The sequence below is a fragment of the Microscilla marina ATCC 23134 genome (assembly GCF_000169175.1).
Classification (GTDB): domain Bacteria; phylum Bacteroidota; class Bacteroidia; order Cytophagales; family Microscillaceae; genus Microscilla; species Microscilla marina.
Genome location: NZ_AAWS01000124.1, coordinates 1 through 1,536, shown reverse-complemented (window position 1 = coordinate 1,536; position 1,536 = coordinate 1). Strand labels below are relative to the sequence as shown.

At 49.2% G+C, this 1,536-nt stretch carries 3 protein-coding genes; 2 read left to right on the top strand and 1 reads right to left on the bottom strand.

Translation table 11 applies throughout. The features are described 5' to 3' along the window. On the top strand, positions 1-405 hold a 405-nt coding region (locus tag M23134_RS42390; RefSeq protein WP_232296867.1), incomplete at its 5' end, for a hypothetical protein. 78 nt (positions 406-483) lie between these two features. Here M23134_RS42390 and M23134_RS41670 read toward each other — a convergent pair. Then, positions 484-630, bottom strand: coding sequence for a hypothetical protein (locus tag M23134_RS41670; RefSeq protein ID WP_002704837.1), 147 nt, complete (start codon positions 628-630; stop codon positions 484-486). A 111-nt stretch (positions 631-741) separates the two neighbouring features. Between M23134_RS41670 and M23134_RS37155 the strand changes: the two genes are divergently transcribed. Further along, the coding region (locus M23134_RS37155) for an RHS repeat-associated core domain-containing protein (RefSeq protein WP_002706334.1) at positions 742-1,536 on the top strand (795 nt) is incomplete at its 3' end.

The window sequence follows — 1,536 nt, the reverse complement described above, 5'->3', positions numbered from 1 at the left end:
ACTCGTTGTCAGTCGGTCAGCAAAGCCGCACGCCAGCCCTTTCTCCCTTCGGTCGTCAGGGCTGTCATGCGGCTTGCGGTTCCCTTCTTCCGCCTCGTGCCGCCCAGTGGCATTTACGCGCATGGCTTCCCGCCCCACCGCGGGCTTTCCTCAGGGCTTTTTTTGTTGATTTATTTTTCATATGAAAAAAAAGCCCTTCGTCAGCTCCTTCGCTACACTGTTCGTCTGGTGTATTTCCGCCCGTGCGTGCCCCACCTGGCACCCGCAAAAACCTACCGCTCGCGCAGCCTCGGTGGGTCGGCGGGCATCCTTCAGCCGTCGTCGTTCGCGCAAGCTTACCCGCGAAAAACCGCCACTCCTTTGGGCTTCGGCTGTGAACACGGGCGGGCCCCAACGCGCGGTTAGAAAGCTTCGGGTTGTGGTCATGAAAGTGTTTTTGCCTGGTCGTCTCCCCGCTGGCTTACGCGCAGTGTTTGCGCCGCTTCACTTAGTCGTGCCTCCTGCGTTCATCTGCGCGCTCACTTTCCCAAACGCCCTGGGTAATTTTATTTTCTTCTGAAGATTATAAGTTGTATTTTTGGCTGCGCCCGTGGTTTTTGCGGGGCGACGTTCTTTGTTTTTATCGTGCATGAATGAATGCGGATTTTGACATTAGTTAGGAAATGAGAATGTACGTAACTATTTGATCTTAGGCTATTTAGGTGCGCAGAACTTAAAGACCACCTTACTAACGTCCGCAGTGTGGTAACGGATCAAAAACGTTACCTGGAGGCTGGAAACGTATTTACGGAGTACGCCAATGTACGGACGTTTAAGAATTACTATCCGTTTGGAATGGAGCAGCCCGGCGACGAGGTTGCGCCCGTGTTGATCCCGGTGAATTTACCGGATGGTTGGGGCATTTACGAGATGACGGGCTGGATGGGAAGCATCGGTCTGGAGACGGCACTTAAAGTGCATCTGGACTACGCACCGGATACCGCGAAATGGGTGTTTGGAAAAGAATACGCCTCGACTCCTTTGCAGACTTACGAAGTGAGTTTTGATGTTGCCCTGGATAGTTTGAGTTCAAGCGATAACGAACTTAAGGTGACGATCAAAGATGCCGCCACTAATCAAATCATTAAAGAAGAAGTTTACAAAACCGCTGGAAACTTCAAACTTCGTTACTTAGCCATAGGTGACACTACCAAAATTTTATTTCATTTGAAAGACCCAACGCCGAATATCGGAAGTTCGTTGGAGGTTACCGGAATTGCTCTGAATAAGACTGATTTTGGGAACTATAGGTATGGGTTTAATGGTAAGGAGAACGACCAGGAGTGGGGTAAACTGATTCAAGATTATGGGTTTAGATTGTATAATCCAGCCATTGCGAAGTTCTTGAGTGTTGATCCTTTGAGTCCGAGTTATCCCTGGTATACGCCTTATCAATTTGCGGGGAATAAACCTATTGAGGCGATTGATTTGGATGGGCTGGAGGAACTTTTAAGAATAGCTCCTGTCATAAACATAAGACCTTTACTTAGAACGACT